This is a genomic window from Mesorhizobium sp. WSM3860 (genome assembly GCF_002294995.1).
In the GTDB taxonomy this organism is placed as follows: Bacteria; Pseudomonadota; Alphaproteobacteria; order Rhizobiales; family Rhizobiaceae; genus Mesorhizobium.
Genome location: NZ_NSGF01000005.1, coordinates 228,328 through 254,443 on the forward strand (window position 1 = coordinate 228,328; position 26,116 = coordinate 254,443).

General features: G+C 56.9%; 23 protein-coding genes. 18 read left to right on the plus strand and 5 right to left on the minus strand.

The window, feature by feature from the left end; genetic code table 11:
* The first annotated feature begins 411 nt into the window (after nucleotides 1–411).
* Nucleotides 412–1,377, plus strand: a complete 966-nt coding sequence (locus CK220_RS31375) for a hypothetical protein (RefSeq protein ID WP_141245115.1) — start codon at nucleotides 412–414, stop codon at nucleotides 1,375–1,377.
* Nucleotides 1,378–1,778: 401 nt separating this feature from the next.
* Here the strand turns inward: CK220_RS31375 and CK220_RS32430 are convergent, their stop codons facing one another.
* Nucleotides 1,779–2,186 (minus strand): hypothetical protein, encoded by a 408-nt coding sequence (locus CK220_RS32430; RefSeq protein WP_348629658.1) that lies wholly within the window; start codon nucleotides 2,184–2,186, stop codon nucleotides 1,779–1,781.
* Nucleotides 2,187–2,397: 211 nt separating this feature from the next.
* Between CK220_RS32430 and CK220_RS11635 the strand changes: the two genes are divergently transcribed.
* From CK220_RS11635 to CK220_RS11675, 10 genes are all read left to right on the plus strand, one after another.
* Nucleotides 2,398–2,871, plus strand: a complete 474-nt coding sequence (locus tag CK220_RS11635) for a fumarylacetoacetate hydrolase family protein (RefSeq protein ID WP_210201422.1) — start codon at nucleotides 2,398–2,400, stop codon at nucleotides 2,869–2,871.
* A gap of 102 nt (nucleotides 2,872–2,973) precedes the next feature.
* Entirely contained in the window at nucleotides 2,974–3,072 is a 99-nt protein-coding gene (locus tag CK220_RS32435) for a fumarylacetoacetate hydrolase family protein (RefSeq protein ID WP_245429125.1), read from the plus strand.
* Nucleotides 3,073–3,095: 23 nt separating this feature from the next.
* Complete coding sequence (locus CK220_RS11640) at nucleotides 3,096–4,058, plus strand: VOC family protein (RefSeq protein ID WP_095811655.1); 963 nt, start codon at nucleotides 3,096–3,098, stop codon at nucleotides 4,056–4,058.
* 493 nt (nucleotides 4,059–4,551) lie between these two features.
* Nucleotides 4,552–5,880, plus strand: a complete 1,329-nt coding sequence (locus CK220_RS11645; RefSeq protein ID WP_095811656.1) for a hypothetical protein — start codon at nucleotides 4,552–4,554, stop codon at nucleotides 5,878–5,880.
* A 2-nt stretch (nucleotides 5,881–5,882) separates the two neighbouring features.
* Complete coding sequence (locus tag CK220_RS11650) at nucleotides 5,883–7,277, plus strand: hypothetical protein (protein ID WP_095811657.1); 1,395 nt, start codon at nucleotides 5,883–5,885, stop codon at nucleotides 7,275–7,277.
* 2 nt (nucleotides 7,278–7,279) lie between these two features.
* Complete coding sequence (locus CK220_RS11655; RefSeq protein WP_141245117.1) at nucleotides 7,280–8,635, plus strand: CHAT domain-containing protein; 1,356 nt, start codon at nucleotides 7,280–7,282, stop codon at nucleotides 8,633–8,635.
* The gene (locus tag CK220_RS11660; RefSeq protein WP_141245118.1) at nucleotides 8,632–10,035 is read left to right on the plus strand and encodes a hypothetical protein; all 1,404 of its coding nucleotides are present in this window, start codon (nucleotides 8,632–8,634) and stop codon (nucleotides 10,033–10,035) included. The genes CK220_RS11655 and CK220_RS11660 overlap by 4 nt, the downstream gene beginning before the upstream one ends.
* Before the next feature lie 171 nt (nucleotides 10,036–10,206).
* Entirely contained in the window at nucleotides 10,207–10,638 is a 432-nt protein-coding gene (locus CK220_RS11665; RefSeq protein ID WP_095811660.1) for a hypothetical protein, read from the plus strand.
* Nucleotides 10,639–10,658: 20 nt separating this feature from the next.
* A complete protein-coding gene (locus CK220_RS11670) occupies nucleotides 10,659–11,870 on the plus strand; it encodes a hypothetical protein (protein WP_095811661.1) in 1,212 nt (403 codons plus the stop codon).
* A 55-nt stretch (nucleotides 11,871–11,925) separates the two neighbouring features.
* Entirely contained in the window at nucleotides 11,926–13,110 is a 1,185-nt protein-coding gene (locus CK220_RS11675) for a S1/P1 nuclease (RefSeq protein WP_095811662.1), read from the plus strand.
* 105 nt (nucleotides 13,111–13,215) lie between these two features.
* On the opposite strand, the gene CK220_RS11680 is transcribed toward CK220_RS11675, so the two are convergent.
* Nucleotides 13,216–13,734: a hypothetical protein gene (locus CK220_RS11680; RefSeq protein WP_141245119.1), complete on the minus strand. Its 519-nt coding sequence runs from the start codon at nucleotides 13,732–13,734 to the stop codon at nucleotides 13,216–13,218.
* A 9-nt stretch (nucleotides 13,735–13,743) separates the two neighbouring features.
* Entirely contained in the window at nucleotides 13,744–13,947 is a 204-nt protein-coding gene (locus CK220_RS31385) for a hypothetical protein (protein ID WP_141245120.1), read from the minus strand.
* 301 nt (nucleotides 13,948–14,248) lie between these two features.
* Between CK220_RS31385 and CK220_RS11685 the strand changes: the two genes are divergently transcribed.
* The 6 genes from CK220_RS11685 to CK220_RS11710 all read left to right on the plus strand — a co-directional run bounded on the left by CK220_RS11685 (nucleotide 14,249) and on the right by CK220_RS11710 (nucleotide 21,513).
* Complete coding sequence (locus tag CK220_RS11685) at nucleotides 14,249–15,688, plus strand: hypothetical protein (RefSeq protein ID WP_095811664.1); 1,440 nt, start codon at nucleotides 14,249–14,251, stop codon at nucleotides 15,686–15,688.
* Nucleotides 15,689–15,836: 148 nt separating this feature from the next.
* Entirely contained in the window at nucleotides 15,837–16,499 is a 663-nt protein-coding gene (locus CK220_RS11690; protein ID WP_141245121.1) for a hypothetical protein, read from the plus strand.
* Nucleotides 16,499–17,812 carry a hypothetical protein gene (locus CK220_RS11695; protein WP_141245122.1) on the plus strand — a complete coding sequence of 438 codons (1,314 nt, stop codon included), beginning with the start codon at nucleotides 16,499–16,501 and terminating at the stop codon, nucleotides 17,810–17,812. Before CK220_RS11690 ends, CK220_RS11695 begins: the two co-directional genes overlap by 1 nt.
* Entirely contained in the window at nucleotides 17,809–18,858 is a 1,050-nt protein-coding gene (locus tag CK220_RS11700) for an OmpA family protein (protein ID WP_095811727.1), read from the plus strand. The genes CK220_RS11695 and CK220_RS11700 overlap by 4 nt, the downstream gene beginning before the upstream one ends.
* Entirely contained in the window at nucleotides 18,859–19,725 is an 867-nt protein-coding gene (locus CK220_RS11705) for a DUF4236 domain-containing protein (protein ID WP_141245123.1), read from the plus strand.
* 399 nt (nucleotides 19,726–20,124) lie between these two features.
* Nucleotides 20,125–21,513 carry a hypothetical protein gene (locus CK220_RS11710; RefSeq protein ID WP_095811668.1) on the plus strand — a complete coding sequence of 463 codons (1,389 nt, stop codon included), beginning with the start codon at nucleotides 20,125–20,127 and terminating at the stop codon, nucleotides 21,511–21,513.
* Between the two features lie 180 nt (nucleotides 21,514–21,693).
* Here the strand turns inward: CK220_RS11710 and CK220_RS11715 are convergent, their stop codons facing one another.
* Together CK220_RS11715 and CK220_RS11720 are read right to left on the minus strand one after the other, a co-directional pair.
* Nucleotides 21,694–22,431: a thermonuclease family protein gene (locus tag CK220_RS11715; protein WP_095811669.1), complete on the minus strand. Its 738-nt coding sequence runs from the start codon at nucleotides 22,429–22,431 to the stop codon at nucleotides 21,694–21,696.
* 132 nt (nucleotides 22,432–22,563) lie between these two features.
* Entirely contained in the window at nucleotides 22,564–23,013 is a 450-nt protein-coding gene (locus tag CK220_RS11720; RefSeq protein WP_095811670.1) for a MucR family transcriptional regulator, read from the minus strand.
* 742 nt (nucleotides 23,014–23,755) lie between these two features.
* On the opposite strand from CK220_RS11720, the gene CK220_RS32440 reads away from it, so the two are divergent.
* Nucleotides 23,756–25,447 carry a DUF4011 domain-containing protein gene (locus CK220_RS32440; protein ID WP_245429126.1) on the plus strand — a complete coding sequence of 564 codons (1,692 nt, stop codon included), beginning with the start codon at nucleotides 23,756–23,758 and terminating at the stop codon, nucleotides 25,445–25,447.
* Nucleotides 25,448–26,116 lie beyond the last annotated feature (669 nt).

A 26,116-nucleotide genomic window follows, 5' to 3' on the forward strand; every position in this document is an offset into this window, starting at 1 on the left:
CTCGGGAAACGAGACTCGAGGCATGCGTTTCGTCGTCCGCTTTTTTTCGGATCACGCTGGGAGAAGCGAAAACGGTTGGGCCAACTCGTGAAAGAGTTCGGACGTCTGTAGCATGCGGCTTCCACAAACAAGCTGACAACAGGGCACCTACTGGCGGACAAGTAGGACGCGAGAGAGGGCCGGACTGCCATAAAGAAACATTGGCAGAATAATCTAACTTCGATGGTGCTGGGGCGGAGGCACTGATCAGTGGGAGTCAGCCTCCCTAACATAACGCACACACTAGTAGGAGAGAATTCAGCGCCTAGCCCCTTCCAACCTGACCGCCGGGCGACTCAAAGCCGATCGTTCCCAGCCAACCCACGGGTCTTCTGTATACAGCAGCTGTCGGATCATAAACGTGAGAGGCATATGAACGAGCGTAGCCGTCTGGGGGCAGTATTATTGTGCAGTATAGCTGCAGGTTGTTCTGCGCTGCACTCTAATCTGAATCCAGTTGAAGGTATTCCATACTTTCTGCCACAAACCCTGGTTCGGTATACGGTCGATCAGAGCGCCCCTGCAGCGTCCAAGATTGACACAATTGATGTTCCAGACAGGTCGAGGCCGCGGTATCTGTCCTATACGGCGAATGGATTTGCCGATGAGAATGTATGCATCAGCCGTTCGGAGGAAGGTTTCCTCAAGGCGGTATATTTTGGCGCTCAGGATCGCACAGCTGATATCATCTTAAACATTGTGCAATTGTTCGCGGAGGCAGGACCAGGGGTTCCGGTGCTCGCGCCGCCCAAAGAGGTAGTTAGGGGGACCTGTTCACGGACAGTAGTGTCTGCGTGGATGGATCCCTACGACAAAATTGCTCTCGCGCGGTTTAACAAGCAATTGTGCAAGGTCAAGGTTGCGGTGCCAGCCGAACTCGATTTCCGGACGGGCATCGCTGATTGCCCAGATGACGCCGTTTGCTTTGCAACGAAGAGTAAATTCAACGCCTATCTGGTTGAGCCCGACGGGAAGGTCGCCTTTCCATTTACTCAACAGACGGTGGCGAGCAAGCGAGATGTCGGCTGGCTGAAGGTGCGCGGCGCCTTCTTCAATAAGCGAATAACTCAGCTCGATTTTCAGAATGGGGTCCTTACGACTATGCGAGTCAAGAAGGACAGCGAAATTGCGGGCCTGTCCCAACTACCACTCAACATTGTCGAGCGCGTACTCGCTGTGCCAGGAAATGCGATTGGGATGGCGTTCGCAGGTTACCAGGAGAAGCTTGTGTATCTCCAGCGTCGCAAAGCTCTGCGGGATGCAGGAGGTCTCGTGCCTACCCCCGTGCCGACGGATCCCGGGATTGCCACGGATATCCGTTCGTGCGTCTCTGGCTAAATTAGGGCTTGCTTTCCGGGGTAGCTCGATCACAGCTGACGCTCGACTTGATCGAGGCAGGAGGCGCGTCTGCCGCTAACAGTGCACCCAGCCCCAAACTGATGGCGCGAACTTCCGCTCGGGAAAGTAGGTTGGCTGGGAACCTGGATCCTGGTTTCCATTTTTACGCCCATTTTTATGTTGGTATATCATGCACGTAGCCGGTGGCAGGCATTGTCGTCAACAATCTGTTGTAGCACCAAGTTGGGGAGAGCTTCGGCCATTGAGGAGGCGCGTCGGCCGATCCAATCTACCCGCCGCAGGCCAGTCTCGTTTGCACAAAAATGACTGTGGTTCGCGAGATCCTGAGAGCCACTGGTCGAGTAAAGAGCTAGTCATCCAACCAAGATGCCGACGTGGGGTTAGGAACCCAATTTCTCACTTGTGAGCCACTTGCCTATTATCGTCGCAACCTGAAAGGCGGTTTGCTCGGCCCGGTCATCGTCCGCGACATCGCAAAGGGCGCTGCGAAGCCCGCTGGGAAGGCGACTGCCAAGACGCCCAACCTTCTTGATGGCAGGCGCATAGCTCCCGTGCTGCTTGGTTCGAGGCACTGTGAAGGTAGGAGCCAGGAGATCAAGAGCGATGGCGATATCGCGCGCTGCACCGCCGAACGCGCCGAGGACGACTAGCGGCTTGGCCGCGTCCAGTGTCAAAATAGCCTCCTCGACGATCCCTGGCATGGCGCCGTCGTACGCATCGGCTGGATCGGATAACACGCCCATCTTGCCGCCTAATATCACACGCGCGTCAGCGCGCGCAGTCACCATACGCCGCGCAACACTGTGGGCTTGGGCGGGTGCCGGGGTGGGAACCGTGGCAAACCATGCAGCAAGCTGTGCGTCATTTTTAACAACCTCCCCGCCCAATCGAATGCCGCCACCGCCTGGCCGCGCCACAACAAACGCATCAGCGCGCGCAATCTCTGTGCGAACGGTGCTACGCCCCTCATTTAGGATCGCAAAGAGGTCTTCGTAGCGAATGAACCGCGCCACGGGTTCGGGGATTATCTGCGTCGGGCTGAACTATCGGGACCATTCGGCCGAATCCGGCTATGCGCAGCCGCCCTATCCCACCGTGTTCAGCCGCTTTACGTCGAGCCTGATCGGCCACAAGATGGCGATTGTGCGTCCGCAGCTTTCGCACACGCTCGACTACGAGGGTGAGTTGGTGGCGGTGATCGGCAAGGGCGGCTCAAAGATCGCGGAACATGACGCGCTTGACCATATCGCCGGCTATTCGATCTTCAACGACGGGTCGATCCGGGAATACCAGCACATCACCCCGCAATGGACGATCGGCAAGAACTTCGATTCCACCGGCGCATTTGGGCCTGCCTTCGTCACCGCCGACGAACTGCCTCCCGGCTGCCTGGGACTTACACTGGAAACGCGGCTCAATGGCCAGGTCGTTACAGCATGCCAAGATCGAAGACATGGTGTTCAGCGTGGCTGAACTTGTGGCTATTATGAGCCGCACCATGACGCTCGAGCCAGGCGACCTGATCGTGACCGGCACGCCGTCGGCGTCGGCGTCGCGCGCAAGCCGCAGCTCTTCATGAAGCCTGGCGACATCTGCGAAGTGGAGATCGAAAAACTTGGCGTTCTGGTCAATACGATCGTGTACGAGGCGGTCGACGCACAGGCCGCCGCCTGATCTGTTCGGGGAGGAGATGCGACATGACCGCCATTAGAGGCTTTGTCGGTGCCAGCCGGCGGCCCGGAATGCTCGGCGTCCATTCCATGGACAGCTTCAACATGGTCGTACCCAACCTGCAGCAGGCGAAGGATTTCTATGGCACCTTCGGCATGGACGTGCGCGAGGAAGGCAATTCGCTCGGGCTCTATACGTTCGGCCACGCGCATCGGCGGGGAAGCCTTTCGGAGGGAGCGAGCAAGAAGCTCAGCTATCTCTCGTTCGGCGTCTTTGACGATGATTTCGAGGGATTTCGCAAGCATGTCGAAGGGCAGGGCGTGAAATTGATCGATCCGCCGGCAGGGCTCGGCAGCAACGGGTTCTGGTTCCGCGACCACGATGGCGTCCTGGTCGAAATCCGGGTGGCCGAAAAGACGTCACCCAACAGCAAGTCCGAGACGAACAACCTGTCTGTTCCGGCCAATCAGCGCGGAGCCTCACTCAGATCGCAGGCCAGGACAGCAAGACCCCGCCGGCTTGCGCATCTGCTGATCTTCACGCGCGACGTGGACCAGGCGGTCATCTTCTATGCTCGAACCCTGGGCCTGCGTCTCTCGGACCGTTCCGGCGACGGCATCGCATTAATGCATGGGATCCATGGCAGCGATCATCATCTAATCGCCTTCGTCAAGTCGGACGGGCCTGGACTGCATCATTGCAGTTGGGACGTCGGCTCGATCGAGGAGATCGGCCTCGGTGCCATGCAAGTGGCTGACAAGGGATTTTCGAAAGGCTGGGGCCTCGGGCGCCATGTGCTCGGATCAAACTTTTTCCATTATGTGCGCGACCCGTGGGGCAGCTATTCCGAGTATTCCTCGGACATCGACTACGTGTCAGCGGACCATGACTGGGATGCTGGAGATCATGCTGCCGAGGACGCTTTCTACATCTGGGGCCCCACCCCACCCGATGACTTCACGGTGAACTACGAGAACTCAGCAAAGTAGCGCAAGCGGGCAGACGCGGGTCGTCAAACTATCTGGAATCGGTATCGCGCGCGGCGAACCCCCTTCGCCTCATGTGACCGGGCATCATGGCTCGACGACCTAATTGGCGACAGAAGGCTCGGCCCTAGGTAACGCTGCCGAAGCAAGTGGTGGAACTGTCGTGCGCAGCGACATCACCGATAGCGGTGACGCCCCGTCGAAGCGCTTTCCGGAAGGCTCGTCCACAAGCCGAACTTCCAGCGTTTCGATAGTTCGCTCGGGAGGCCGCGAAACTGGACTGCATATTGCGTGTCGGCAACGCCTGACCGCAGTGCAGAAAGCGTTGCCGATGGCAAATTGGTTGTTTTGGAGTGGGTCAAAGTGATCGAAGGCGGCTCTAGCGAGCAGGCGATCAATTACTGCTGCAGCTTGTGAAAAAATATATTAGAGGCCTAGAAAGTAAGCGCAAAAGCAATATAAAATTGGCAGAAGGTCGCTTTGCGGGGAGGGACGTATGTCGTTGGTGCCAGCCGGACCCTATGCTTTGCCTGGCGTCAAGATGCCGAGTTGGCTTGTTCGTTTCGACAAAGACGGCGAGTGCACGTCCCCAGGTACAGCCGCAGCGCTAATCGAGAAAATTCGCACGAGCGAGTATTCGAATGTGCTCTTCTACTCTCACGGGTGGAACACCGATTTTGGGGCGGCCGTCGATCAATACAGTCGCTTTCTTCGTGCCTTTGAAGCGGTAATTCAACAGCATCCATTGCCGGGGTTCTCACCGATTTTTGTCGGCGTAACTTGGCCAAGCGCGTGGATGCCATCGACGCCCGGGCCGCAAATGGCTGCTGGAGATGTGGAGCACAAATTGTCCGAAGCGGATATTTTCGAGAAGGTGCTCGCTGAGATCGCGGCCGATATATCCAACGAAAATCGCACCGACTTCTACGAGCTAATCGATACCGGGATGCTCGCGCGCGAGCAGGCATTAAAGCTGGCCCGCATGATGTCGTCCATAATATCGCGCCCGCCTGAGGAGGTCGACGGCGCCACCAGCGAACCGATACCCGAGGAGGGGATTCTCAAGTTAGTAGCCTTGATGCGGACCGCCGAAAAAGGATCCGGGAAGGAAGACATCGACACTGATCACATCGATACAATTGGAGGTGGAGCCGGTCCTTTGGTCGCGGCCAGTGAGAGTTGGGATCCCCGAGATTTTGTTCGTCTAGCTTCGCTCTTTCAGATGAAAGATCGCGCCGGGCGAGTTGGGAGCCGCGGCGTGGCCGAACTGCTCCGGAACGTTTTGTCTGCCGCTCAGGGTGGCGTGCATGTGTTCGGGCATTCGTTTGGAGCGAAGGTCGTTTTGTCGGCCCTTTGTGCGCCAGAACCACTCCCGCGCCAACCAAGCTCGCTTTTGTTGCTGCAGCCGGCGATCTCGCATCTGAGCTTTGCGGAGACCGTTCCGGGGCGAACAGGCTCAGGCGGCTACAGAACAGCATTGAGGTTAGTAAAATCGCCTGTTTTCACGACGTACAGCAGCATGGATTTCCCCCTCCACAACGTCTTCCATCTGGCGCTGCGAAGGCCCTCCGATCTTGGGGAGCTACAAGTCGGTGCTGCTGGTGAGCCACCCGGCCGTTACGCGGCTCTGGGTGGCTACGGTCCGCGAGGCGTAGAGGATCGAACTCAAATTGATCCCATCCCCGACGCCGGCGACGATTATCCTGCTTTGGCCGGCTACAGGATTGTGGCGCTCGACGGCTCCGACAAGCGAATTACCTCCCATGGGGACGTAGCGAATTCCTACACTGCATGGGCGTTGTGCACTCAAATTGCGAGGGCCTGAACATGGGCGAAGAGCTAAAACGCGAACATCAGCTCATGTCATTGCGAATGGAGCTATTAGCTTGGTCAGGCGACCCGTACATTTTGATAGACTTTGAAAGTGGCGGAAGTTCTAAAAAGAATTGGAAGCTCCCTGCGTCGATGCTCGGGATCACCCAAGAGGGAAGGTCGAGCTTGCCGCAAGGTCCGCACCTCCCGCGTGCGTTGGCGGATGAGATCGCAGCGACTGCCAATGAAAATGCACGTACTGGTTCATCCGAGCCACTTTGGCTCCATCTAATCAGACCGTACGGGCTTCTGGGAGCGGTGCCTTGGGAGAGGTTGCTCGGGGATGTGGTTAACCGCCCGATTCTGAGGTTGCCAGATTTCCTAGAGCGGTCGAAGGAAGACCCCGATACCTTAGAGATCGCCGTTTGCTTTGATCCCTCCATCGAAGGTGATCATTTCGCCGACTTTAGGCGCGTACATGATGTGATTTGCAGTGCATTCGACGCACCGAGAGCTCAGATTGTCGCTCACCTGTTTACGACACCCAAAATCGCTGAGCACTTTGGCACCTACCCGATCCCGCGGTTGAAAATCCATAGCTTGGGCGAGGAACGGATTGAAATTGAAAGTGGCTTGACCGGATTGCCGTCCTTCTCCCCATGGCTCGGCTGGATCGAGAGTGTTCTGCGCAATGAAGCTCTTGATGCTGTGCACTTCATTTGTCCCACCGAATCTTCCGATGAAAGATCCAATTTGCTTCTACGGGCATCCCCAGGAAGGGACGCAGCTCAATCATTGACCGCTGTTTATCCATCGGAGGTGGCTAGTTTCCTACAACGGACTGGCGCGTGGGCAGCGCTTTTTTCGCCGCCGCAAGGGTCAGGCTCCGAGGAGTCCTGCAGATACTTTGCCGATAGTCTCGCCCAGATAAGGCCTGGACCAGTGCTTTATCACGAGTTCGATGATGATATTGAGCAGGTTCGCAATCGGCTGGACAAAGTCTATCAGTTTCTGTTTGCGTCGGATCCGTCGGAGGCCCCCCAACTTCATAAGGACTTTCTCTATTGCCAACCCGCTCTGGTTAGCGATTATGAAAACTGGGACTCGGGGCGCAACGAGGTCCCGCCACGCGCGTCAGTCACGCAGCGTGTGTGGGCCAGGCTTTCGCAGCAAAGCGATCTGATACCAGACTATCGTCTGTCAGAAGCGCCTGCGTGGACATCTGCAGCTCAGCGTTTCGTCGAGAAGGCTTCCTTAGACTCTTCTCGCTTCCTACGAAGCGCCCAAGGATCGTTTCTCGATGAGGCGGTAAGCAGTTCGGCGATGAGCGCCAACAATGTTGTGCAAAGCACGCTGAGCGACATCCAGAAAATTATCGATCAACATGTCCTGCCCTTGAAGGACGACTAACGATGGCGCCAGTCGTTATTGCTATTCAGCGCGATTCAAATGGTTCAGGGTTGGCTGCAAGGCTGTACCGCGCACCCGTCAATTATCTTGGCGGGATGGATCCAAGCCTTTTGAATTTGCCTGATCCCATGCCCCAGTGTGACACCGGCGCAAACGTGACCGCTTACGGTCAAACATTATACGGTGCTCTGGCCAACCACCAAGCGATAGGCAGTGAAATCCACCGCCTGTCGATGATGAATGTGGCTGAAGCGGACGCTTTGCAGTTTCGTATTGAGACGCCGCTTGCTGAGCGCGTGCGTTGGGAAACTCTGTGTCGACCGCAAAGCCAATTTCTTGCCGTAGCTCCAGGCTGTCGCATCACTCGGCTGGTTTCACACATCTCTGAGGGATGTATCGGTGTGCGTACCTACATCCTTCCCTTGAAGGTAATGGCGTTTGTTTCTGCGGCAGGCATTGATCCACGTCCCGAACTGGACGAATTGATTGCACAAATAGTCGCTGCGCGTGCAAAAAATCTGCCCGTAGAAGCTCAGATCTATCTGGGCGATCAAGACCTTTTGACCGAGATGCGGGCCAAGGCGGAGCCGGGCTTCAGGTTTGCGCCGATCCCGCTTTCCGCGGACGCCATGAAGGCCGAAATTAAGGTTCAAGAGTTCCAGTTCTTGCACCTCTTTTGCCATGGTGGCACGGCCTTGGGCGTGTCCACACTTGAGTTTGCGACAATCACGGACACCGCAAGTGGCGCTGATACCGGATCGGTGAGGTTGGTGGTCGACGAGTTAGTTGCCGCGCTCGAAGTTCAGAAATCTTCTTGGATGACTGTGCTCAATAGTTGCTCCGGCGCGCGTCCCGCACAGCATCTAAATTCCATGGCTTTCAAGATCGCCGAGCGCGGTTCACCCATCGCCATAGGTATGAACGATCCCATCGACGCCATAGATGCCACGCAATTCACCCGAACCTTCTACCGAGAGGTGCTAGATATCGTCGGGAAAGCCCTTTCTGATAGTGGTGGTGAAGTGGCTGAGATCGACGTGTCGCCCGCGATCGTCGCTGTTCGCCAACATTTTTACCAGATGTACCAAAACCAGCCGCCCGGGGCGTTTGGCCGTTGGTCGCTTCCGGTGTTTTATGAGAACCAGGTGCCGCTACAGGTTCGCTCCCTCCTCGATGCGGAGATGAAGGCACGGGTCGATACGGTTGCCGAGGCATTGCGCAATTTGCCGGCAAGTACCCCGAACGACGTCCGCGATCAGATACTAGCCATTTTGGAAAGGCCACCTGCTGTGCCTGTCGAGCTTCGGCCTGATCGGTTCGGTAGGTTTGGCAAGGCGGATGCAGGAGGGAATGGTTGAACGGGCCGATCGACAGGCCGGAGGCTCTTCGCACCAACGCCTGGGATGGGGCAAAAGCTCTAACCCAACAACTTCCGCCAGTGTCGAAATGGGAGCTTAAGCCGCAGGCATTTCGAGCGGCTCAGTGGTTGGCGCCGCCTGAGCTGGACGAGCGTGAATGGAGAAACCCGGCCGTTGGGTGGGGCATAGTACTCCCGGATAACGATACAATGGGTGCTGTCGAGAAGGCGCGCGGCGAGGATCTGCCTGCGCCTTTGCGATCCCTGCTTCTCGAGCGCCCAGGCTCTCCAATTTTGCGCTTTCGCGCCGATCTAGGTGTTGGGCATCTTCGTCGCCATTATGAGGACGGTTGCGTCCAGGATTTATCCGCGCAGGGCCTAACTCCGGGAATCGGTAAGGGGCGTGTACCGCGTTATCTTCTGATTTACGCCAGCCCGGTGCAGATCCCGTGGGCCGTCCAGTATGCGTTGAATATGTCCTGCTGCGTTGGGCGGCTCGATTTGGAAGGAGACGAGCTCGCAAACTATGTCGAAGCGCTCGTCCACGGGTTCGACGAAGTCGATGCCAGAGCACCGCTTGTTTGGAGCGTGGACCACGGTGCTCCGGACATTACTTGGCTGATGGCTAGAGCGATCGGTCGAAAGCTCTTCCACAGTTATGCCCTCGACAACGATCTGCAGCGGCGCATGTGGCTAGGGGGTGCGGATGCAACCTCGGCGCGTCTGACATTAGCAATCGACGAACACAGGCCGGCCTTGATCGTCACGACTTGCCATGGCTTGACTGGACCTTTGAACGATCCAGACGGTCTGCGGGCTACGCTTGGCAGCCTAGTCGATGTCGATCACATGCCGCTGACTTCGAAGGCGCTGGGACTAAACGCGGCGGCCGGGGCGATATGGTATGCTCACGCATGCTGCTCCGCCGGCTCTGACGCCGAGACGCGCTATGCGGGTCTACTTCCGGTTGGTGGCGACGTTGCGACGATGCTCACGGGCGTTGCCGCGGCTGCTGGAGCGACGATAGCTCCTTTGCCCCGCGCGCTACTCGGTAGAAAGCGACCGATCCGCGCATTCGTTGGCCACGTCGAGCCTACGTTTGATTGGACGCTGCGGGATCCTCAGAACGGGCAGGTGGTAACGCATGCGCTGGTCACTTGTCTCTGGAATGAAATCTACCGGAGCGGGATTCGAACACCCATCGGCTTGACGCTCTCCCGGATCTACCGCGAAGCGGGCTCATTCCTTGGAGGCTGGCGAACGGCGATTGAAAACGTCAACAAAGCGGTTCCGCATGCGCGGGACTGGGCGCTTTACTGCCAGTTGGTGGCGATGGATCGTCAAGCTTTGGTGATACTTGGTGATCCCACGGTCGCACTGCCGCCTTTTGTAGGCGCTTAGTGACAGCGTAGATAAACAAAACAATGAAATGAATCAATAGTTTATTTTGGAATTTTGTTACGGAAGTTTATTATTTTCTGGACGAAAGTGGTTCGTAAATTTTTATTGACGAAGTAGTAAAATTAGAGGAACCTAAGTTCCAAAAATGATCAGCCTCTGGGGGAGGGTGACGTGAATCTTGTCTCAGTTTCGCAACAAGAAATCGAGAATCGCCTTATCGACTATTTTGCGGTTCATTTTGGCGATGACCCGTCAGTTTTAACTCCGGCCACTAACATTCCGAAAACATACAATATCGGCGCTTCGCCGTGGGCGGCGTTCGCGGATGCGCTGAGCAAATTACCGTGGATGGTAAAACTTCATGTTCGCCTGGCCCAAAAGGAGATGGCGACCGTTCCTCAGATTCAGCAGCTGGCGAACCTGATCGTTCGCAAGTTGCAACATGTCGTGGCCGTGCCGACAATAGCGTCCGAGGTGTTGACCCTCGACAGCTTAATGAAGGCCCATGAATTCATGGAAGCCAAGGTGGCGCAGAAAATTCGAGAGACCTCGCCTAAGAAAAAGCCAAGGCGCGCCAAGGCCAAGAAATCGGCAGAGACCTAAAGGCGAGGTCGGGGGGTTCCATGAAGAATCTATGCGCGGCGCTCTTCGCGGCTATCATGCTGTTTCCGGTAGTCGCAGTGGCAAAGCCTGTGGCTTGCAAATACACCGGCCCAGCTGGTGCGCCAGCCGATCAGAGTGAGTGGCATGTTTTTTTGCTGCACAAAAACAGCCCGGTTTTTCAGAACTACGACGTCGATTGTGACGGCAAGCTAAGTGCTGATGAAGTCGCAACTTATGCCAGCGACGAGGACAGCAAAGTCGCATCGGCGCTGCATAGCGTGGAGAGGCATGCCGCCGAGGGCCATCCAATTCGCGTTACGCCCGACGGCGAGACAGTCCCTGTTGTGATCGGAAAAAATGATCCGGAAAAGGATCCTTGCGCTCCCGGCTGGAGGTATTTGCTGCGAGATAGCTTTGAGGATGTGTCCATCTTCACGTGTCCGAAAGCTGCAAAGGATGCCAAGGGTGCACAGTTCGACTGGAGCCGCGACAAGGTATCGGACAACGACGTTTGGTCAGCGAAAGGCGTCGCCGCGCTTGGCTACAGCGTTGCCCTCGATCCGCCCAGCGATCCGTTCGCTCCTTATGTGGTGGGCTATGCGTTTGCCCCTTCTCTTTCGTTCAATCGAGTAGTCAACACGCTGGCAAGCCAGAAGTCCAAGAACGTCGACGTGCTGTCATTTGCCGCAACTAGTGAACTCGCGCTGGGAAACGTCTTTGGTGGTACCCAATACGTGCGGTTTAGGCCGGCGCTGAACACAACCTTCAACGGTGACCCTCGTTCCTGGTCGGCTACGGCGGAATGGCAGCCTTATTGGATCACCGACGGTATCTCAGTCAGCGTCCCGAACGGCCTGGGACCTTTCACTTGGGAACTGGATCCGATCGCTCGGCTCATTTACAGCGACAAGCTGGGAGACGTGTCATCGCCGATATTCCAAGATGACGACAGCTCGCTTCGAGTTGGTGGTGTTCTTGCGCTAACGGTCAAACCAAAACAGAACGATTTGCTCGTTCCCAAATGGCTTCAGCCAGCGTCATTTTTTACGACTTATGAGTGGTTGGAGGACGTGGATTCGGGTCGCGACTATTCATTGCTAAGTTTGGGTCTGAATTTCAACTTGGACGAAGATGGTCACACGGCGTTGAAGCTCAGCTACTCCCGTGGCGATATCGAAGAGACTGGCCAATTCGTGAATCAAGCAAAAATCGGTCTCGCGGCGAAGTGGTGAGCTATCGCCCACGAGTCTGCATCCTTTTTAAGGCGGCTGTCCCTGGGAGGCGAATATGAAGAACGTGTTGACGGCGGCAGCCGCGGCAGTTCTACTGGCTTCTCCGGCATTGGCGTGGGGCCCGGAAGGCCACGCGGTGGTGGCGATGTTAGCCGAGGCCAAGCTATCCCCCGAGGCCAAGTCTAAGATCCGTAAGATACTGTTTGGCGCGCCATTGGTGACAGGTGCCATCATGGCCGATGATATCCGAATATCGCGACCGGAAACCGCGCGCTGGCATTTTGTCGACATTCCTTACGAAGAGGATCATTTCGACGCGGGTAGGGACTGCGCGGTAGAGGTCACGGGCGACTGCGTGATTGCGGCCATCGGGCGAGAAGAGGAGCTAATCGCCAATCCGGATGCGTCGGTCTATGACCGCGCCGACGCGCTCAAAAGGTTGGTGCATTTCGTTGGGGATATTCATCAGCCCTTCCACGCAATCGAGCGCACGGTCAACGGCGATTCTGATCAAGGTGGCAACTTAGTCAAAGTGACGTTCTTCGATGACAAGAAGACCAATCTTCATTCGGTTTGGGACAGCGGCCTTATCCTCCACACCAAACTTACTGCCGAACAATATGTAGACCATCTGTCGAGGGACGTCGTCCCGAAGCTTGCGCCCGCTGACGTCGCCGAGGCCGATCCCATCAAATGGGCGGAGTCCAGCCACCGCATTGCAAAAGCCGCTTACGTCAAAAGTGGTGACGTGCTCGGTGACGATTATTACAACGCTCACATTGGCGATGTTGATCAGCAGCTGGCGTTGGCAGCTTCCAGACTGGCAGCCATACTCGAAAGCCTACCGGATCTGGATGCCCCGGCCTACTTCACCTTTGAGCAGCCGGGCCCAGACATGAGCCCCAGCAACTCGTTCGCGTTCAAGCTCGTTGACCAACGCACTATCGCGATGGCCAGGAAGATCTTGAACACAGGAATCGATCGGCATGTGCAAGGGACGATCGTAGTCAAAAAGGTGCCGTACAATCCTACCTGGTCCTATTCGCTGGTCCCCGAGAGCATCGGCTTTTTTGAGCAGGCCATTGAGGTCTGCGATGCGAACATGGCGCAGGTGGAACAACATGTCGACGAGATCGGCGGAAGCTACCTGCCAAAGGCGCATTGGTGTCCCTGGAGCTCGAAGTTGGTTGCAGAAATCACGAACAAGATCGATCCCGCCACGGACGTACCGAAGCCGTGACTAGCGGATTGTGTCGTGGATCGTTGGAGGAGCCCCAACGCTACGTGACGTTTTTCATGAACCGCTGTGTCGTGAACGCCTGCCGAAGCGGGTGCTCCAGCCAATCTATTTGTGGTGTGGTCCCGATAAGCTTCGATCTTCACTGAATGGGGACGGCAGTGCTCCCCCAGATTTTCGGTCCGTGATCGCTTGCTCGCGCGCCCGTTTCCTCTCGCTATCTGCTCGGTAAGCTTCGCTGTTGCTAAAGGTGTGCGGATGGGTGGTCAGCTTGGAAGCCAGAGCCTTGAGATTCGGTTTGAGAGCGATCTTGTCCTGAATTTCATCAATGGTGTGTCGCAAGATTTGGCCAGTTCGACCAGCCAAAAGCCCGTCATGATGAAGGGCGCAGCCAACCTCCACCCAGTTCAAGACTTCAGATAGGTGGTCCTCTTGCTCATCCTGCGTTTTGGCCGCCTCAAAGCCCTTCATCTCCTCGCGAATAGACTGGGCGATGCTGTTGTACAGCGCTGCTGAATTGGCACGCCGGTTGGCGCGAGCTTCCCAGAAGGCCAGGCCCAGCCCGGCTGTAGCGGCGGGCAGGCCGGCGATGGTAACCAAATCAGCAATTAGATCTAAACTTAACATGTTCGTCGCCTAGCCACCTTCCTTTTTGTCGCCACTGGAGTTCGAACTGGCCGCCGCGCCTCCGGAAGGGCTATTGCTCGTGTTCGACGATAGTGAACCGTATTGATCCAACTTTTCTGTCAGCTTCGCGTTGGACGTCGTCTTGATGTGAGTGGCTTCTTTCACCTTTGCTCGGGCGTCACCTTTAAGGAACGATTTGGATCCGTCAGACATTCAATTTCCCCTAGCCCAATATTGTTTGGGTACGATACTCTTCGTCGGAAGCGTCGCCAAGACGTTCGAGTGGCTTTCCGCGATAGGAGATCATTATATTCATGTCAGGGCGGATAGAGCATAGGCGGGGCTGTAGCACTCGACGGAAGGGGCGCGGGGGAGGATACCCGACATAACCCAGAATGAACCCATTGCATGCTTCGCTAGACATTAGCGTGGACGACTGACAATGCGCGGTTGCCCTTTGCTTCTACTGTGCATAGAAGCACTAGGCTTGGGTATAAGGGTTGGGTAGTAGGGCGTGGTTTCTAAATTCGAAAAGCTAAATAGGCTGCGCGAGTCGCTGCGCGAGTCCAACCACGATTTTCGTGCGAGTACCCAGCTGTTCAGCAGCTTGGACGTTGCCAAGATTGACCGCGATATGGATCTCGCCGGTCGGGGAAAGCAGCGCGGCGAAGTGAACCAACCTCCTAAGGCGGCGAAGATTCTCGACGATGTGGAGCATGCCATCGTTGAACGAGTCGAGGATGAGAAGAAGGCTGCACATCATACCCTTGAGGACAATTTACAGCTCTTAAGTGGACGCCTTGCCAGCCTCGATTTCGAAGAGCAATTCGGTCTCATTCGTCAGGCGAACGCCGCCAGCGTGTCGGATTTCAAGGCTTCGGTTGCGGTTGGTCTGGACGAACTTCATGGTCTACGACGTGCCCTCAACGAGGCGGAAAAGGAGCAAGCTTGGTTCAAGGAAAAACATGGGCTCGTGCGGGCAGCGCGAGTTCAGCATGGTGCGGCCCACGTATTCCGAGTGATGCTGCTGTTCTTCCTTTTCCTTGTTGAGACCATCACCAACGGCAGCTTTCTTGCGAAAGGGAGCGAGCAAGGATTGTTCGGAGGGCTGATTGAGGCGGCCTCGTTCTCGTTTGTGAATATCGGCGCGGCCTTGCTTTTGGCCATTTTCTGCGCGCGGCTGGTTACCCACAAGGCGCTTTTTTTGAAATTGGTTGGTAGCGTGTCGATCGCGGCCTACGTCGCCTTGGCCCTTTTATTGAACCTGGCGCTTGCTCACTATCGTGAGATAAGCGGCACCCTTGTCGACGGGGCAGGCGCAGAAGTCGTTCGCAGCATGTGGATGAACCCTGTTGGATTGAAGGACGTCGAGTCGTGGCTCCTGTTCGCAATCGGACTGATTTTTTCAACGGTAGCGTTCATCGACGGGTGGTTCGTTCTCGACCCCTATCCTGGATTTGCAGGCGTTCAGAACCGATTGGTGGCCAGGCGTGATGATTACATCGATCGCAAGACGGAGTTGATCAAGGACCTTCAAGCCGTTCGCGACGAGCACAACGAGGAGGTCGAGGAGATCGTCAAGCAGCTTGGGAGCCGCCGACGGGAACACCGTGCGATCGTCGAACATCGCTCGAGACTGCTGACGCTTTTTGCACAGCACCAGGATCAACTCGAGCGAGCGTGCAATCAGCTTCTTTCGAAATATCGAGAGGCAAACATTCAGGCTCGAACAGATCCGGCGCCCAAGCATTTTGGTACGCCCTACAAGCTCGATCGAATCAACCCCCATGCCTCCAGCGAAGGTGAGTGGAGCGAGGGGGACCTGGGGACATCGATCCGAGCAGCGCAGGAAGAACTCAACGCACAGGTTCGCTTGATAGGGCAAGAGTGCGAGCGGGGTATCGAGCAGTACCGCGATCTCGACAAGCTTCATCCGGACAGCGCGAATGGCTAGACGATCCCGCAGACGCACGAAGGGACAGTCGGGTCTGATCGCTGGGGCTGTTGGCCTTGGGATGTTGTGTATCGCCATATTGGCCGGTTTTGCCTGGATGTGGTCAAGATCTGGCAGGGATCAAATCGACGCCAGCACGAATTGCCCGTTGAACGGACCGACCGGTCTCACCGCGGTTCTGATCGACGCCACCGACCCGATTTCGGCGACGACGATGGCCGATCTGAAAAACGAGTTCCGTAAGGGCATTGGGCGTGTTGAGCCAGGCGGCTATGTCAGGATCTATACGCTGAACTCCGATCCGGGCGACCTTACGGTCATGTTCGATGGATGCAATCCCGGTGATGGCGCGACGGTGGATAGTTGGACGAACAACCCAGCTCGGCGGCAAAGAAAGTGGGAAAATGCTTTCGGCGACCCGTTAAACAAACTTCCGGATCAGATCCCAAACGCCGACTCTGCAAGCCAGTCTCCTATCATGGCCGGCATCCAGAAAATCAAACTGTCGCTCTTCGATAGCAGCTTGGCGAAACAGGGTAGTGCAAAGCGCTTGGTGGTTGCATCGGACATGATTGAGCACACTGCCCTTTACTCCCAGTACCGATCGGGCCTCGACTACCAAAAATATCTCAACAGCGCCGCCGATCGAACCTACGGCACGTCGCTCGATGGGGTGAACGTCACAATTCTCTATGTCGACAGGGCAAAGAAGCCATTCCAGTCGCTCGACCACGCCGAGTTCTGGACGCAGTGGGTCCAAAACCACCACGGCGAATTCGAAAAGCTGGTTGGCTTGGAGGGGTTAAACTGATGGCCAGGAAACATGACCATTCCCTGTTGGGCCATCCAGGATTTCCGCTAGTTGTCTTTGCGGCTTTGACACTTGGCGGCTGCGCCTTCATTGCCATCGCCAAGCTGTCGGGTGTGAACCCGATTGTGGGGGCGGGCATACCGGTCTGCCTGATGTTCTTCTATCTGGGGGTATCGGCATTCACGGGCAAGCTGCGGCTGCACGATGAGCAGAGCGGCGACAATCTCTATTACATGGGCTTCCTGTTTACGCTGACGAGCCTCGGGGTGTCGCTGTTTCAGTTCGGCTCGGAAGGCTCGACCGAAACTATCGTCCGGAACTTCGGTATCGCTGTAACGTCGACGATAACCGGCATCGCGCTAAGAATTTTCTACAATCAGATGCGCCGCGATCCTGCCGATATCGAGCGGACGGCCAGGCACGAGCTTGCCGATATGACAAGGCGGGTGAGGGCCGAGATGGAGAGCGTGACCAGGGAGTTCGCCGACTTCCGCCGCGTTAGCCACCAAATGCTCGAAGAAGGCTTCGCAGAGATTGCCGCGCAGGCCGAGCGGAACGGCGAGCACATAAGATCAGCCCTAGACAAGATCGCGATGGAAGCGATCAAGCCGGTTCAGGAGGCGTCGGGCAAACTCAGTGACGCGCTTAAGGACAATTTCGGGCAGGTCGAAAGTCAGTTCTCGTCGATCGCCCAGCGCGTGGAGGCTGCCGCTGATTTGCTCGACAAGGCCAATGGCTCGATGTCTTCGTCGGTGAGCAAGCTTGGCGCGCAAGCCGACACGGTGGCCACGAAGCTGGAGAAGGTTGTCGTTCCGGACGAAGTACTGAAGAACGACCTGGCGCCGATGGTGAAGATGCTGGGCAGCGCGGTCGCGCAGTATGCCGTGAAGACCGAGACCGCCTCGCAGGAGCAGCAAGCTCGCATGACCAGCCTTGCCGACGCGGTGGCCAAGGTCGCGAGCGGAGTGGAGCGCGCGGCGGCGGCCGCGGAGAAAACTGCCGAGACTGTTCAAGCCCAACAGAACGTGAATCAGGCGCTTGCAGCGGTGGTGCAAAAGCAAAGCAAGGATACGAGTGAACTCGTGGCAACGCTTGCGGAAAAGACTCTTCACGTCTCGCGCCCGGACCATTCCACCAATGGCTCGATAGCAGTCGATCCGACACCTACTGTGACGCCTCTGGCCAGTGTCGGCGAAGACGCCCCGATCAAGATTTCCGAGAGCCCGCAAGGCGATTCCTTCCAAAGTTTGAGCGGCGCACCGCAGGCAGAGAAGGTTGAGCCGCCAAGAAGATCCAGCTGGTGGGGCAGGTGAGCGACGTCGGCGGAACATCGGTCGCTTTCGAGCGCAAGGGCTATGGCCGCGGCCTCATCCTTGGCCTTACGATGGCCGAGACAATGCTGCTTCTGGTTTTCTGCCTTCTGTTGGCGGCTGGCGCCATCATAGCAAAGAAGGAGAAAGAGGCGGCGGAGGCACTGAAGGTTGCGCAGTCCGTCCAAGAGAACGTTCGCAAGCTCGAGGAGGAGAACAAGCGGCTGGTTGCTCAACTAAATGCGCTGATCAAAGCGGCGACGGGCGGCAATGTGCCCGACCAGGAATGGCGTGAACTTGTCCTGGCGAAAGAGGCCGTCGAAACAATCAGGAAGACGGGACTAACGGTTGAAGAGGTGGTGAAAACGGCACCGGTCACCAAAGTCCTTGTCGAGAACGACGTCGACGTTGACCAAGCCAAGGTGATGGTCGAGCACATGAAAGTGCTGAAGGAGAACGGCTATGTCGGCGGTGGCAAGACGCCAAAGGACCTCTCGGATGCCCTGAAGAAAGCAAACGAGTCTCCGGTTGCTGCCAAGCCACACGATTGGCCGCCGATCATCAGCCTCAGCGAGCTCGATGGCTATAATTTCGACACCGGTAGCGCGGAGCTTTCAGACCGCTTCAAGACGAGGCTACGCGATCTATCGAAAACGATCGCGGGCATTGCGACCTCGTATGGCGTCGACGTGATCGAGGTGATTGGCCACACGGACGAGCAGGCAATGTCGGGCCAGTCATCGAACATGGACAAGGGACTCCAACCGGTTTTGGCCGGCAAGGTGGAGGTTGGTACGCTTCATCCCGCCGACAACGCGGGTCTTGGATTGGCGCGAGCAATTTCGGTGACGAGCATCCTTCGCGACATGCCTGAGCTGAAAGGGTTCACCATCCTGCCGATGTCGGGTGGCCAGCTGATACTGCCTGGCGACCGTCTTACGGATGGAGCACAGGCTGGCGATGTGAAGGCAAGACGGCGAATTGAAATCAGGGTGAGACAGCGGTCCCGAGAGACGGATGTGTCGCCCGCCGGGGGATCGAAGTCATGAGTGAGCAAGGATGCTGCTGACCTAGCGCTCACAGCATTGAGTGGGGGACTCAAAGGGATGGGGTTTTACGTCCGCAAATCGGTCAGCGCAGGACCGTTCCGCTTCAATTTCTCCTCGGGCGGCGTTGGCGTCTCTGTCGGCGTGAAAGGCCTTCGGATCGGAACGGGTCCACGAGGCCACTATATCCACGCTGGTGTAGGTGGGCTTTACTACCGCGGTACGCTCGGAAAAGCTGGTCCAAAAAGGCTTGCCCGGGAACCGGTGCCACTGACGTTCCAGCCACAGCTGCAACCATCCAGACCGGAATACTTAGCTGATGGCGTCCTGATGAAGGAGATTGAGTCCGGCGACGTCATGGAAATGCGCGACGAGACATCTGCCAATGTGCTGGATGACATCAACGCCAGGCAATCGCAAACGCGGCTCTCCATGATCTTGGCAGTTCTGCTCGGTATCTTAGGTTTCCTAACAGGGAAGGCGGCCGGGGGCGTCGGGCCTATGGTAGGTGTAGCCGCATTTCTACCGGGAATGCTGATCGGCCAATGGCTTGATGGCTATCGCCGCGTGAGCGTGCTCTACTACGACCTGGAGGAAGATGCCGAGGCTGCTTATGGCCGGTTGGTTGCTGCGTTTGCAACGCTCAGTGGTTGCGCGGGCAGCTGGCATGTCGCCGCCGGCGGCAAGATCCAAGATCTAACAACTTGGAAACGCAATGCCGGCGCCAGCATGCTGGTCGACAAGAAGCCGACGACACTAGTCAAGCGCCTTACCGAACGTAGTTCGCAGCAACGTCACCCCGCCTTCGATTCACGTGGGGCGACAGATCCTCTATTTCATGCCGGATCTCGTTCTCGTGAAAGACGGTAACTGCTATGGGGGCGTCTCCTATGGCGACCTTCGGACACAATTCGCACCCAGCAACTTTATTGAGACAGGCACTGTCCCGTCCGATGCTGAGGTTGTTGGGCACACCTGGGCACACCCTAACAAAAGCGGCGGCCCGGATCGGCCGTTCAAAAACAATCGGCAGATTCCCGTCTGCCGCTACGAAGCGTTGCGCCTCTCCAGTCCAAGTGGGCTCAACGAGCTGGTAGAGTTTTCCAGGACGAACGTCAGCCAGCCGTTTTGCCAGGCGCTATCTGCAATAGCGCAACTGCATCGAAGCCCTAGTCGCCAGACAATCACACTTGAAGCGCGCCGGACGTTCGTCGCTAGCCTAGCTTGACTCGTTACTTGAAAGAAACCAGATCGAGGATTTGAATTCTTATGGCAGCAAGTGGATTTGCTTCGGAGCATTTTGAGTTGCTGCAAACATGGAAGGGAACGGAGCGCAACAAGGCTGATCCCGCTCAAAACGAGGGCTATGAGAAGCTGGTTGAGGCCTATGATGCGACTGCAGCGTGGGCACGGGCAGTTCGTGCGATCCTGTTCCCGCGCGGCATTGTCAAAAAGCTCTCCAAGCCGACCAACCAGGCTCACCGTTTTAAGCCTTACACCTGGGTCCGGATTTATCCCCGGCCGGAAGCGCCGGAAGAACTAGCCTACACTGTAGGCATTGATGCGAGCGGTTGGTTCTGCGTCAAGATCGATACCGTTTTCCAGAGCGAAACAATCCGCGCGCGCTACGACCGAATAACCGGCGGCAACTACTTGGCTTCACCAGTGGCTGCAAATCTTTCGCAACGAGACGGTCTTCGACTAACTCGCGAGGAGCTCGTGTCCTGGAGCGTTGAGGAAATCGGCCGATTTGAAATCGGCTATGACACTGTTGCCCGCGAGCTAGGGCTTTTAGACGGGCCGATGCGCCCGGTGACAGACACGCAAGTCTGCCGAGATCATTTTGCGCGATGGGCCAACGTGATGACCGAAACGGCTGTCCAGAGAGGGGCAGTCCTAGCGCTGACTGACCATCTTGTCTTCATGCGTCGTAGCGATAGCAGCGGGAAGGTCGAGATGAAATTCGGTCAGGATCCTCGCGGCGTCAAATGGGCAGTGGAAATCAACGAACCAACTAAGCCAGGCGACTACAACGCTCTTTCGGCAATCGCGGAGGACGAGACCGGCGGCCGATATCTCCTTCGGCAAGGCCGGCTGCATGGCGGTCCAAATGCGGCAACCATCCAAGAGAGCGAGTTCGCTGCCCGTACAGGACTCTCGCATATCGAGGTTGAGGCGACAGGCAACGCGGCAGCTCGCCGATGGTTTTTGGTCGCAAACCTTGATGACCCTCCAGAGGCTGTCATACGCGATACCGCTCGATTTGTGGATTTTTGCTGGTCGGCACGCATGCCCGGGAGAGCAACGCCGATGCCACAAAGTAGCGTAGGCGAAACCCTGGCACGTCCGGAGACTGGTGGCTTTTACACGGTCGGCCCGAAAACCGCGAGTGAGGCGCGTCAGATTAAAAGGCTCCAAGGAGAGGTTTGGATTGCGCTAGCCGAGAAGCTTTCGGCTCAGAATATCCCCTACGAGAAGCGGCGGCAGCAGGGCGGCTACGAGATCGATATGAAGATTGACCGCCGGGATCAAGACGCATTGCTGCTCGAAATCAAATCCGGCTCTGGTGCGGCTGATTTGCATACTGGCATCGGCCAATTGCATCTCTACCGCCAACTTTTCAGCAATTTCAAAGGACACGTTCGGTTCTATTGTTGAAAGGTGAGCTCAAGGCTTCGCTGCAAGAGGCGATCGAAGCGTTGGGGATACACGTTTATGGCTATGACCAGACTAATGAGAACGGCATCCACCACGTCAGTTTCGCGCCTGAATTCTTGAGGTTTTGCGGTATTCCTGGGTGACCACTATGGCGTCGGCCTGCTCTATGCATGTGACGACTCAACAAAGCCCTTCGCAAGGGATTCCGTCGCTGTCACGATCCAACTTGCTACCCCAAGAACAATTGTTCAGATACCAACGTGCTTCCTCGCAGGAGGAAATCTGAGAGCAGTAGCGTCGCGGCTGGCATGAATAGCTCTGCGCAACCTGACCATGAGTGATCAGCCCAAGCTTGTGGTTCGCCGACGGCTTCGGCTCATCCGAGTGACTGGCGCTCCAATCCCATGGCGCCTCGAATTCGCCAGTCCAAATTCCAACTTTGGCTCTCTTCGCTTGTGCCTGCGACTCAGCGTAAGCGCCGTGGCTGTATCGCGGCCAATCAAGTGCCTGACCGTGCTCAACCATCCAGGAGGCGACGCTGGCGCCGTCCGCCCGGCGACAGTTGCCAACGAAGCGGTGGTATCTGTCCCATGCCACGAAGGTGCATTGCACCGGTCGAGACGCGGCCAAAAAGGTGTCCAGGGCCTCGGCGGCTCGCTGCCCACATGGATAGTCTACGCCATTGGCATCTTTGCAAAGCTGACGGCTTTCAGGCGCGTCGATTCCGTTGAAGCGGATGCGCTGACCGTGGATTTCGATCGTGTCACCGTCCGCAACCGACGCTGTCCCGATGATGGCTGGTGGGCTTGCTGCAGTCCAGTTGGCTACAGCTGCGCTGAGCTCGCTATGGCTACCTCCCATTGACGAAAAAGCGGCGTATGCTGAGGCCGCCAGGCCAGCGGTTGCCAGCGATACCATCGCAACGGTCCGACCGCGAGGAGCGCGGGCGACAGGGCTTCGCCGATCGCGCCTTAGGCGCCACCGATGTCGGTGGGATTGCCGATCGTTCCTCAATTGCTAGAACTCCTCGCGAGCACAGACGTAACCGAGCTATCGGGTCTTCGGTCTTTTCGCTGGAGCCTTTTTCGCTGTAGCAGCCTTACGGCCAAGTCCCATTGACTTGGCGAGAGCGGAACGGCTCTCCGAGTAATTCGGAGCGACCATCGGATAGTCGCGCGGCAGTCCCCATTTTTCCCGATACTCGTCGGGAGTTAGGCCGAAATGAGTGGTCAAGTGTCGCTTGAGCGATCTAAACTTCTTTCCGTCCTCTAGGCAGATGATGTAGTCGGGAGTCACTGACCGCTTGGGGTTCACCGCTGGGACCTGCGCTGGCTTTTCGGGTTCAATGGGCTGTCCAATACGAGCCAACGACGAATTCACGCTCACAATGAGGTCTGGCAGTGACGACACTGTGACAGCGTTTTTGCTGACATAGGCGGAAACAATGTCAGCGGTAAGTTCGATTATTGACGCCAAGTGGTTGTGAGTTTCGTCGGCCAATTTATCTCTCCAAAAAATTGTCAGCGTGGCTACCTATCTCTGAACGTACTTCAAAACAATCCACGTTCAAATCCGATCGCACGAGCTGCTTATTGTTAACAAGAGGGTTGGGCGCACGGAATACGACGCGTCTGCGAGGAGGGATTTTCTCTGTATAAAGCCGCGGAATTGGCTTGAGAATATAGGGGCGGGGCCCACACTAGAGCAAATCAGACAAAGGTGCAGACAGTGTCATCTTCTAAACGGTCTTCAAAAAAGAAACCTCCACGGGCTCGGACGCCGGAGGAAATTGAGAATTTGCAGCGGGTGGCGGAAGATGATTTGCTCGAATTGGCAATTCGCGGTGGGCGGGAGAGGTCTTCTTCCTCGGACAGCGATTGAGGATCGGTTCAACGCGGTCGGCTGAAGAGCTCAAAGTCCATCTCGGGGCTTTGTCGGTGTGGCGCAACGACTGCGATTAGCATTTTGTCTCAGAACAAACAAAAGAACAAATTTGCGTGAGATTGTAGGATCGTCGCTGTCGACTCCCAGTCTCGTCGACCGCTCTGTAGGGGAGCGATAATCCGATTGCTTAAGCTTCAATGGCAGCTTTGAAATCTAGTGGGCTGCCCTAGGGGCATTCACAAATGTTGGGAGGCTGTCGGATAGAGAGCTTTATTCACAGATTTCAAAAAGGGACTGTTTTCTGTTGCGACCGCCATTCGGTCGGTTCTATGTTTTTGGTTCTGTACGGGGGGTGTAGTTGTCTGACGTCGCAAAATCCGTCTTCCAGAGCGACCTGCCTCTGAAGGAGAAACTCGATCGCGCCCGGATGGAGTTGCTCGATCTCTCCGCCCGCAATCGGCTTTTGAATGTGCCGCGGTTTTCCAAGAGCGCGAAAACGATCGACGTCGTGGACGAGCGGTCATCTGAGATCTATCGGCTGCTAGTGAACGAAGGCAAAGCCTTTACCTTCCTCGCCGGCAAGCCCGATAGACCAAAGGCAGGCCAAGAAGGCACCTCGGCGGACGAAGAGATCGACTATTCGCCGATCTCCCTTGCTCAGCCAGAGGATGACGAAGTCGACGATCGGGGAATCTCCGCGCGACATTCGGACACCAAACTGCAGACGCGGATGACTCCCACCGGCTTACAGCGCCGGCTTCTCGATCTCTACCACGATGCGAGGACGCTAGAAGAGGAGCAGGGCGTCAACATCCTCTTCCTGGCTCTCGGGATGCTGAAGTGGATTGACCCGAACAACAAGGAAAACATCCGTCAAGCACCGCTCATTTTAGTGCCGGTCCGACTTGAGCGAGGAACGGCTGGAGAGAAGTTCCGGCTACGCGCTAGGCCTGAAGATCAGAGCGCGAACCTCTCCCTCGAGCTCTATCTCGATCGGATGCACAAGCTTGCGATGCCAAGCTTCGATGCGGGAGACGACTTCGACGCCTCAAAGTATCTCGATGCCGTGGCCGAGGCGGTCTCCACCAAAGAGGGTTGGGAGGTGCTCCGGGACGACATGGTGCTGGGGTTCTTCTCGTTCGCGAAGTTCTTGATGTACCGGGACCTTGATCCAGAGATCTGGCCCGAGGGCTCGAAGATCATCGAACAGCCGAAGATCCGCTCGCTCCTTTCCGATGGCTTTGAAGCCCGCGAGCCGTTGATGTCTGACGATATCGCGATCGATCCGCACATTGCGCCTGCGGAGATGTTGCATATCGTCGACAGCGACAGTTCGCAGACGCTTGCGATCCACGATGTCCGGAAGGGCCGCGACCTTGTGATCCAAGGTCCCCCGGGCACTGGCAAATCGCAGACGATTGCAAACGTTATCGGGTCGGCCGTGGCTGACGGAAAGACGGTGCTTTTCGTGGCCGAGAAGATGGCCGCGCTCGAGGTCGTGAAGCGCCGTCTCGACAATGCTGGGGTAGGAGATGCCTGCCTGGAGCTCCATAGCAACAAGGCGAACAAGCGCATGATGCTGGAGGAGCTGCGTCGTACCTGGCAGCTCGGATCGCCTCGAGGGCAATTCCCGTCTGCGCTTACCGATCAGCTCTTGCAGGCACGCGATAAACTCAACGCGCATGCCGACCGGATGCATGTCCCCTTTGGGGCGTCTGGCCTGACGCCATATCAGGTTTTCGGCCAACTGACCCGGCTTAGGCAGAGCGGGCAAAAGCCGGTGGATATCGAACTGGAGGGCGCCACCGAATGGACGAGTGAAGGCGTTTCGTCACGCAGGAAGCTGTTGGACGAGGTCTCTCAGCGGATCAACGAAATCGGGCTGCCATCCACCATCCCTGGAGAGGGGTTGGCCTGGACGTTGTATTGCCAACCACGGTCGAGCGGCTCGTGCCGCGAATTACGTCGTTGCTGGAGCAAGCGAAGGCCGTACAGGCCAAACTGGTCGACATTGCCGCTCGGATCGAGGCGGATCCTCCCCGAATTTTGAGCGATAGCGGTGAGCTTGAGGATCGCGCGGAACTTCTCGCCTCTGCACCGGACCTCCCAGCCGAAGCGCTAGTTTCGCCGGCGTGGGATGACAGCCCTAAGGAAATCTCGTCGCTTCTTTGGACGGCATCCGATTTCGCACGCAAATTCCAAGACGTTTCGCAGCATTTGGCAGCGACCGCGATCGACACCCCAATTGAGGATCTCGAGACAGAGCTTGCAAAGCTGCCGTCGGAATTTTCGAAGGACGGCTTTGTTCGCGCGCACCAGCTGACGGTTCTGCTCCCGCGCTTGCGGGATGAAGCCGAGCGGCTGAACCAGGAGCTCGGATCAACAGTTGTACCGGACACGCTGGCGGGGATCGTTAGATTGATCGCGACGGGGGAGAGAGTTGCGGCTGCCCCTGACGCAAGCCCCGAAGCATTTGCCGCGACCGTCTGGGACTCAGGACTCGAACAAGCGGCAGACCTTGCAGAGAGCGTCGCCACGCTTGAGGCGGTACAAGCGGAACTGAAGGGCAAGGTCGTCGATGCTGCCTGGAACACGGACGTAGCAGCAGCAAGGCAAGCCCTCGCCACTCATACCGGACTTTTGAAGGCATTGAGCGGCGACTATAGACGCGCCAAGGCGTTGGTTCGATCCCTTCTGGTCGATGCCAACAAGCCTTCGA

Excerpts from the sequence above, each read along its gene's own strand:
- CK220_RS31375 (WP_141245115.1), top strand. The coding sequence starts at position 412 with ATGAACGAGCGTAGCCGTCTGGGGGCAGTATTATTGTGCAGTATAGCT.
- CK220_RS32430 (WP_348629658.1), bottom strand. The coding sequence starts at position 2,186 with ATGGTGACTGCGCGCGCTGACGCGCGTGTGATATTAGGCGGCAAGATG.
- CK220_RS11635 (WP_210201422.1), top strand. The coding sequence starts at position 2,398 with ATGAACCGCGCCACGGGTTCGGGGATTATCTGCGTCGGGCTGAACTAT.
- CK220_RS32435 (WP_245429125.1), top strand. The coding sequence starts at position 2,974 with ATGAAGCCTGGCGACATCTGCGAAGTGGAGATCGAAAAACTTGGCGTT.
- CK220_RS11640 (WP_095811655.1), top strand. The coding sequence starts at position 3,096 with ATGACCGCCATTAGAGGCTTTGTCGGTGCCAGCCGGCGGCCCGGAATG.
- CK220_RS11645 (WP_095811656.1), top strand. The coding sequence starts at position 4,552 with ATGTCGTTGGTGCCAGCCGGACCCTATGCTTTGCCTGGCGTCAAGATG.
- CK220_RS11650 (WP_095811657.1), top strand. The coding sequence starts at position 5,883 with ATGGGCGAAGAGCTAAAACGCGAACATCAGCTCATGTCATTGCGAATG.
- CK220_RS11655 (WP_141245117.1), top strand. The coding sequence starts at position 7,280 with ATGGCGCCAGTCGTTATTGCTATTCAGCGCGATTCAAATGGTTCAGGG.
- CK220_RS11670 (WP_095811661.1), top strand. The coding sequence starts at position 10,659 with ATGAAGAATCTATGCGCGGCGCTCTTCGCGGCTATCATGCTGTTTCCG.
- CK220_RS11675 (WP_095811662.1), top strand. The coding sequence starts at position 11,926 with ATGAAGAACGTGTTGACGGCGGCAGCCGCGGCAGTTCTACTGGCTTCT.
- CK220_RS11680 (WP_141245119.1), bottom strand. The coding sequence starts at position 13,734 with ATGTTAAGTTTAGATCTAATTGCTGATTTGGTTACCATCGCCGGCCTG.
- CK220_RS31385 (WP_141245120.1), bottom strand. The coding sequence starts at position 13,947 with ATGTCTGACGGATCCAAATCGTTCCTTAAAGGTGACGCCCGAGCAAAG.
- CK220_RS11695 (WP_141245122.1), top strand. The coding sequence starts at position 16,499 with ATGGCCAGGAAACATGACCATTCCCTGTTGGGCCATCCAGGATTTCCG.
- CK220_RS11710 (WP_095811668.1), top strand. The coding sequence starts at position 20,125 with ATGGCAGCAAGTGGATTTGCTTCGGAGCATTTTGAGTTGCTGCAAACA.
- CK220_RS11715 (WP_095811669.1), bottom strand. The coding sequence starts at position 22,431 with ATGGTATCGCTGGCAACCGCTGGCCTGGCGGCCTCAGCATACGCCGCT.